General features: G+C 55.6%; 5 protein-coding genes. 2 read left to right on the forward strand and 3 right to left on the reverse strand.

Features of this window, described 5'->3' with window-relative positions; genetic code table 11:
* Positions 1 to 100: 100 nt before the first annotated feature.
* Positions 101 to 991, reverse strand: coding sequence for a VOC family protein (locus CLV44_RS17015; RefSeq protein WP_106593322.1), 891 nt, complete (start codon positions 989 to 991; stop codon positions 101 to 103).
* Between the two features lie 343 nt (positions 992 to 1,334).
* Here CLV44_RS17015 and CLV44_RS17020 point away from each other — a divergent pair, with 343 nt between their 5' ends.
* Entirely contained in the window at positions 1,335 to 3,260 is a 1,926-nt protein-coding gene (locus CLV44_RS17020; RefSeq protein ID WP_106593323.1) for an FAD-dependent monooxygenase, read from the forward strand.
* Between the two features lie 81 nt (positions 3,261 to 3,341).
* Here the strand turns inward: CLV44_RS17020 and CLV44_RS17025 are convergent, their stop codons facing one another.
* Positions 3,342 to 4,223 carry a LysR family transcriptional regulator gene (locus CLV44_RS17025; protein ID WP_106593324.1) on the reverse strand — a complete coding sequence of 294 codons (882 nt, stop codon included), beginning with the start codon at positions 4,221 to 4,223 and terminating at the stop codon, positions 3,342 to 3,344.
* Between the two features lie 116 nt (positions 4,224 to 4,339).
* Between CLV44_RS17025 and CLV44_RS17030 the strand changes: the two genes are divergently transcribed.
* Entirely contained in the window at positions 4,340 to 5,113 is a 774-nt protein-coding gene (locus CLV44_RS17030; protein ID WP_106593325.1) for a ferredoxin--NADP reductase, read from the forward strand.
* A gap of 224 nt (positions 5,114 to 5,337) precedes the next feature.
* Here CLV44_RS17030 and CLV44_RS17035 read toward each other — a convergent pair whose 3' ends face one another.
* The gene (locus CLV44_RS17035) at positions 5,338 to 6,360 is read right to left on the reverse strand and encodes a CNNM domain-containing protein (RefSeq protein WP_106593326.1); all 1,023 of its coding nucleotides are present in this window, start codon (positions 6,358 to 6,360) and stop codon (positions 5,338 to 5,340) included.
* Between the last annotated feature and the right edge of the window lie 254 nt (positions 6,361 to 6,614).

Here is a 6,614-nt window from a genome sequence, read left to right on the forward strand (position 1 = left end):
CTTGCGCCGCGGCCCCCAGCCACCAAAGCCGATGGTCATGCCATCGCGCAACTGTGCTACCGCTTCGGCGGTTGTCATCTGCTTGTTCATGTTTTGCTCCTTATTGCTGGCCGACGGTGAAGTCGTGTCCCCAGAGGCTGACGCGGGTAAATTCGAATGCACTGTGCTCGTCCCAATCGACCTGCAGACCGCCGTAGCCGTACTCCAGATCGAAGCCGGACGGCGTCTTCATGTAGAAAGAGGTCATCTTGTCGTTGAGGTGCTCACCCAGAGTGGCGGAAAGCTTCACGTTATGGGCCTCACGACGGTCATGGGCGCGACCGACCTGGCTCATGGAATCCACTTCCACCATGACGTGCACGCAACCGCTGGGAACAGGGAATTCCGCAATCGCCAGACTGTGGTGACGGGCGTTATTGCAGTGCATGAAATGGATGCGCAACGGATCGGCATCCGGTGCCGGCTTGTGATTCATGATGTCGGACAGACCGAAACCGAGCACATTCTTGAGGAAATCGCGGGTTTCATCGAAGTTGGGTGCGGGCAGTACCGTATGGCCCAGGCCCATCTCGCCCGTCACGAAGCGCGGCACGCCCTGCGGCGACACAAACGGCTGGAAATCAGAGCGATGACCCCAGTACAATTCATGACGGTTGCCCGCCGGATCACGCAGAATGGCCAGCTGCTGTACGCCACGCTGATTACACAGCGCTGCATCACCGGCTTCCCAGGCAACGCCCTTTTCATCCAGTTCGGCGGTGGCGGCGGCGAAAGCATCTTCAGACGCCAACTCCCAACCGGAGGCCAGGTAGCCATTTTCGCTACCCTCGACAATCAGCATGCGGAACGGGCGTTCGTCCATCTTGACGTAGAGGCCACCCTCCGGTGCATCAGCAGTCATCATGCCCAGCACCTGCTCAGCGTAATCCTGCCATCCTTTCAGGCTTTCGGCCTGAGCAACGAAGTAGCCCAACTCGCGAATATCGATCATCACATCCCTCCGGGGTCTTGTTCTTTTGCCCATTATCGGAAGGGTGGTCCAGAGTCTCATCGTCCATAGAGACTAAACAGAATTCGGGAAAATGAATGGAAGCGGAAATGGGCGTCAATACTGCGGGCAATCCAGCGAAAGTCAGGTGGGTCGTGCTGTCGATATCGTCGGCGTAAAAACCAATGAAACGGCCAACCGAAGCTGCAAGGCACCAGTGAGACGCATGTCCCCATTTTCAGGTGACAGGCTCGCCTGAGGTATCCACGTAGGCTTAAACCATCAGTAACGCAAAAACGCACTAGAGTAAGAATGATCCTGATAATAAGGCCAAGAGGATTCTGTGATGCAATATCATCTCAACGGTTTCAAGCCCGGCAACTACGAGATTCCGGACGCTGCCCGTGAGCCCTACCCCGCCCCGCCCATGGTAGACCTGCCCAAGGAAGTGGATGTCCTGATCGTGGGCTGCGGCCCTGCCGGCCTGGCGCTGGCTCGCCAGCTATCCGAGTTTGCCGATATCACAACCTGCATCGTTGACCAGAAAGAAGGCCCCCTGCTGTTTGGCCAGGCTGACGGCATTTCCTGCCGCACCATGGAGATCATGGAAGCCTTCAATTGCAGCGAGATGATGGCCAAAGAGTGCTACCAGTTGCGCCAGAACGCCTTTTGGGAACCAGATACCGCACATCCCGAAAATATCAAACGTACGCACAAGGTGCCTGACGCACGCCTGGGCCTGTCCGAATTTGTCCACGGTGTCGTCAACCAGGCCCGTCTGCACGAGCTGCTGCTCGAGGGGATGCAGCGTTCGGTCACCCATCTGGTACCGCATTACAGCCGCCGCCTGCTGGAGTTGGAAGTCGACGAGAGCCTGACCCAGGATCTGAGTGCTCACCCGATCACGGCAACCTTCGAGCGTATTGACGCTACCCAATCGGCCAAGGTCGAAACCATCAAGGCACGTTATGTGGTCGGCTGTGACGGCGCTCGCAGTGCGGTGCGCAAGAACCTGAGCATTCAGCTTGAAGGCGATTCGGCCAACAAGGCCTGGGGCGTGATGGATGTTCTGCCCGTGACCGATTTCCCCGACATCCGCGTGAAAAGCTTTATCCAGTCCAAGGAAAACGGTGCCGTCATGATCGTCCCCCGCGAGGGCGGTTACCTGGTTCGCCTTTATGTCGAGCTCGATCTGCTGGACAAGGATCAGCGCGCGTCACAACTGCATCTCACGGCCGATGACATTATCGCCAAGGCCCAGCTGATCATGAATCCTTATCAGCTGGATGTTAAGGAAGTCGCCTGGTGGTCCATCTACGAGGTGGGTCAGCGTATCGCCGAGCGCTTTGATGACACCCCGGCAGGTAATCCTGATAGTCTGATTCCGCGTGCATTTGTTGCCGGTGATGCCTGTCATACCCACAGCCCCAAGGGTGGCTGGGGGTTGAACACCTCCCTGCCCGACACCTTTAACCTGGGCTGGAAGCTGGCTGCGGTATTGCAGGGCAAGGCCGATCCCAAATTGCTGCAGACCTATGAGGCTGAACGTCGAAAAGTCGCGTTCATGCTGATCAATGCCGACCGCGAAATGTCCAAACTGGTAGCCACGCGCCCGACAGCCAACAAGGATGAGCAGCCTGCGAAGAAGACCACGGCCGATATAGAGAAATTCATCGCGCGCCAGAATGGATTCATTGCCGGCACTTCAATCGGCTACGATGAATCCTACATTTGTACAGGTCACGAAAATCAGGGCATGGCGACCGGTTACCCGATTGGCCAACGTTTCCATTCAGCCGAAGCGGTACGCGTAGGCGATGGATGCCCGGTGCATCTGGGCCACCTGGTGAAAGCCGATGGCCGCTGGCGCATCTTTATCTTTGGCAACCAGAAAAGTCCTCTGGATGCGAACTCCGAGTCCAGCAAACTGATCGACTTCTTGGCCAATGCTGAAGCCTCACCGGTGAAGAAATACACACCTGCCGGTGCCGATATCGACTCTGTCATCGATACCTATGCAGTATTCCAGCAGCAGGATCTTGCAATCGAGGAGATGCCCGAATACCTGTGGCCGGCCAAGGGCAAATACGGCCTGAGAGATTACGAAAAGGTGTTCCGTACCGAGGAAGGCATGGATATTTTCGAGCAACGCGGGATTGATCGTGAACAGGGCTGCATGGTCGTGGTGCGCCCCGACCAGCATGTTGCCAATATTCTGCCCCTCAATGCGCATGATGAACTGAGTGCGTTCTTTGATACCTTTATGATCTAAGCAAGCAACTGCGAAAACGGGAGCGCCTCGAGCAACAGCATGTTCAGGAGGCGCTTTCCCACCTCTAAATAGCTGCCGCTCTCAGGCGTTTCTGAGGCAGAGATCCAGCCAGGCGTTGATACCGGCGCTGCGATATTTCTGTTTATGGATGATGAGATACAGCTGGCGGCCAAAATCCCGACCGGGCACATCCAGACGTTTCAGGCTGCCACGGTTAAAAGCATCGGTCAGAGTAATCATCGACAGGCAGCCAATGCCCAGACGCGCTTCGACCGCACGTTTGATGGCTTCGGTATGCTGCAACTCGATGGCAATGGTCAGATCCGGCAACAGTCCAGACATCGCCCGATCAAAGGCCTGGCGGGTACCGGAACCGGCTTCACGCAATATCCAGCGGGCCTGGCGCAGATCATCATCAGACACCGTCTGCTGCTCCGCCAGCGGATCATCCGGATGACAGAATACCGCCAGCTCGTCCTGGCGCCAGGGAAGCATCTCCAGATCCGAGTGGTTAATCTCTCCCTCAATCAGGCCAACATCCAATTCATAGTTCAGCACCCGCTCAACGATATGCCGGGTATTGGCCACATCCAGCTGCAGACTGGCTTTGGGATAACGCTCCATATACTGCGCCATCAGGCCTACGGCCAGATAGTTACCGATGGACAGTGTGGCGCCCACATTGAGCGGGCCGGCTTCGGCGTGCTGCAGCAAATTCTGCTCGAAATCCCGGGCTTGAGCCAGCAGAGCTTCCGCCTGTGGCCTCAACAAACGGCCCTGCTCGTTCAGTTGCAGGCGTTTGCCGATGCGATCAAACAGCTGCAGTCCGAACTGGCTTTCCAGATCTTTCAGCGAGCTGCTGGCAGCACTCTGGGACATCGCCAACGCCTCTGCCGCGCGGGTCAGATTCTGCTGATGAGCGATGGCAACAAACACTTCAAGCTGCCGCAGTGAGTAACGCATGGAGAGTCCTTTTCTAAAAAACCGAATACAGATATTCAAATAACCTGATTTATCGATATTTTGAACAGCGTTAGTATGGTCTGCAAGGCAAATTTATACAGGAAAGCAGCAAAATCATGAGCAACCTGATCCGTGAAACCGTTACGAGTGTTCACCACTGGAATGAGACCCTGTTCAGCTTTACGACCACCCGGAACCAGGGCCTGCGCTTTAAAAATGGCCATTTCACCATGATTGGTATTGAAGTGGATAACAAGCCATTGCTGCGTGCTTACAGTATCGCCAGTGCCAACTATGAAGAGGAAATGGAATTTTTCTCCATCAAAGTTCAGGATGGGCCGCTGACCTCACACCTGCAGAACCTGACAGTCGGCGATGAACTGCTGGTCAGCACTAAACCCGTGGGCACCCTGATTACCGACAGCCTGCTGCCGGGCAAAAACCTGTATCTGCTCAGCACCGGTACGGGGTTGGCGCCCTTTATGAGCATCATCAAGGATCTGGATGTGTACGAGGAGTACGACAACGTGATCCTGACGCACGGCGTGCGTTATGTGTCTGAGCTGGCCTATCAGGACCGAATCCAGAACGAACTGCCGAACAACGAATATTTCGGCGATGTGGTACGCGAAAAACTGATTTATTACCCGACGGTTACCCGTGAGCCATTCCGCAATCTGGGCCGATTGACCGATGCCATCACCACCGGAAAACTGACCCGGGATATAGGCTTGCCGGATCTGAACCCGGAAACTGACCGCTTTATGTTGTGCGGCAGCCCCGCGATGCTGGCGGATCTGACCGAGATCCTTGATGCCATGGGCTTCAAGGAAGCTCGTGCTGGAGAAGCTGGGCATTACGTGATCGAGCGGGCTTTTGTCGAAAAGTAAGCAACTTCCGAAACCGCTGATTCAGCGCTGAAAAACAGCTGCCGCCAGTCAGGTCACTGACATACCCCGATCATTATGGTCGGGGTTTTGTTTTGCTGAATATTCAGCCCATTTTTTCTGGTGAAAGACCGGGCGTAGGCTGGGCTGAAACCTCACCGGTGATCAGCAGGCGTTTGCTGGCAATCAAGCGATACAGGCGGACCTGCAGAGGCCCGCCTTAGTGTTCAGCCCACCAGTTGCTTGCGCCGATGCGCCCAGCGGCGACGGGCAAAGCGGCGCATATTGGGAATGGCATCGGTTTCGTCCATGATCGGCTGGCCAATAATGGCTTCAAGGATGTCCTCCATGGTGACCACACCCTGCCAGCTACCGTATTCGTCATATACCAGCGCAATATGCTGACGTTCCTGCATCAACCGACTCATCACCTGTTCCACATTATGCATGTCGGACACAATGGTGGCCGGTGACATCAGATCGGCCACAACCTGGTGCTGCGGCTCACGCATCAGCAGGTCACGGCGCAACACCACACCCAGCGGAGCTTCTTGCTCATCCAGTACCGGATAGCGCGAGAACTGGCTGTTTCTGAGCTGTTCGTGAAAATCGTCCAGTGACAGGTCCGGACGCACCGATTCACAGACAATACGCGGCGTCATGATCTCGTGCACTTTCACTTCATGCAGGTCGAGCACGTTGGCGATTACCCGCTGTTCGTCAACATCCACCTTTCCCAGCTCGCGTCCCAGTACGGTCAGTGCCTTGATCTCCTGACGTACGTCGTGATCATGGCCATGACCCCCAAACAGTTTCATCACCAGATCCGACAGCCAGATGAACGGCTTGAGGATCATGATCATGCTGTTGAGCAGCGGCGGTAGAAACGGTGCCAGCGAACGCCAATAACGGGCACCAATGGTTTTGGGTACAATTTCAGACAGCACCAGAATCAGCACTGTCATCACCGCCGAAGCAACGCCAAGATAGCCGTCACCAAACACCACCGTGACCTGAGCACCGACACCGGTGGCACCCACGGTATGAGCCACGGTATTCAGCGTCAGAATAGCCGCCAGCGGCTGATCAACCTGATCCTTGAGCACCTTGAGTTTCTGGTGCAACAGCGGCCGCTCCAGTTTTTGCTGGGCGATGTAGCTGGGTGTAAGTGACAGCAGTGCCGCCTCCAGAATGGAGCAGAGAAACGATACGGCAATAGACAAGACTGCAAATGCGATTAGCAGGCTCATGATTTAGAGTGGATACCCTCCGCACAAATAGTATGCCCAATTAGATCAGGCCGCCCCGATTTGGTTTCAACGGCCACAAACAAAAAAGCCGCCCGGAAGACCGGACGGCAAAAGCAAAGGACAGAGCGTAAACAATAAAGCAATCAGCGATACAGGATCACCAGATCATTGATCACTGATGGGCGGTCATTACCCACAACATGGATATTGACCTCCAGTGTCAGCGCGGTGCCCTTGCGGGACTGCTGCACTGA

Source organism: Marinobacterium halophilum, assembly GCF_003014615.1.
In the GTDB taxonomy this organism is placed as follows: domain Bacteria; phylum Pseudomonadota; class Gammaproteobacteria; order Pseudomonadales; family Balneatricaceae; genus Marinobacterium; species Marinobacterium halophilum.

Coding starts and splice junctions, on each gene's coding strand:
- CLV44_RS17020 (WP_106593323.1), top strand. CDS start 1,335: ATGCAATATCATCTCAACGGTTTCAAGCCCGGCAACTACGAGATTCCG.
- CLV44_RS17015 (WP_106593322.1), bottom strand. CDS start 991: ATGATCGATATTCGCGAGTTGGGCTACTTCGTTGCTCAGGCCGAAAGC.
- CLV44_RS17035 (WP_106593326.1), bottom strand. CDS start 6,360: ATGAGCCTGCTAATCGCATTTGCAGTCTTGTCTATTGCCGTATCGTTT.
- CLV44_RS17030 (WP_106593325.1), top strand. CDS start 4,340: ATGAGCAACCTGATCCGTGAAACCGTTACGAGTGTTCACCACTGGAAT.
- CLV44_RS17025 (WP_106593324.1), bottom strand. CDS start 4,223: ATGCGTTACTCACTGCGGCAGCTTGAAGTGTTTGTTGCCATCGCTCAT.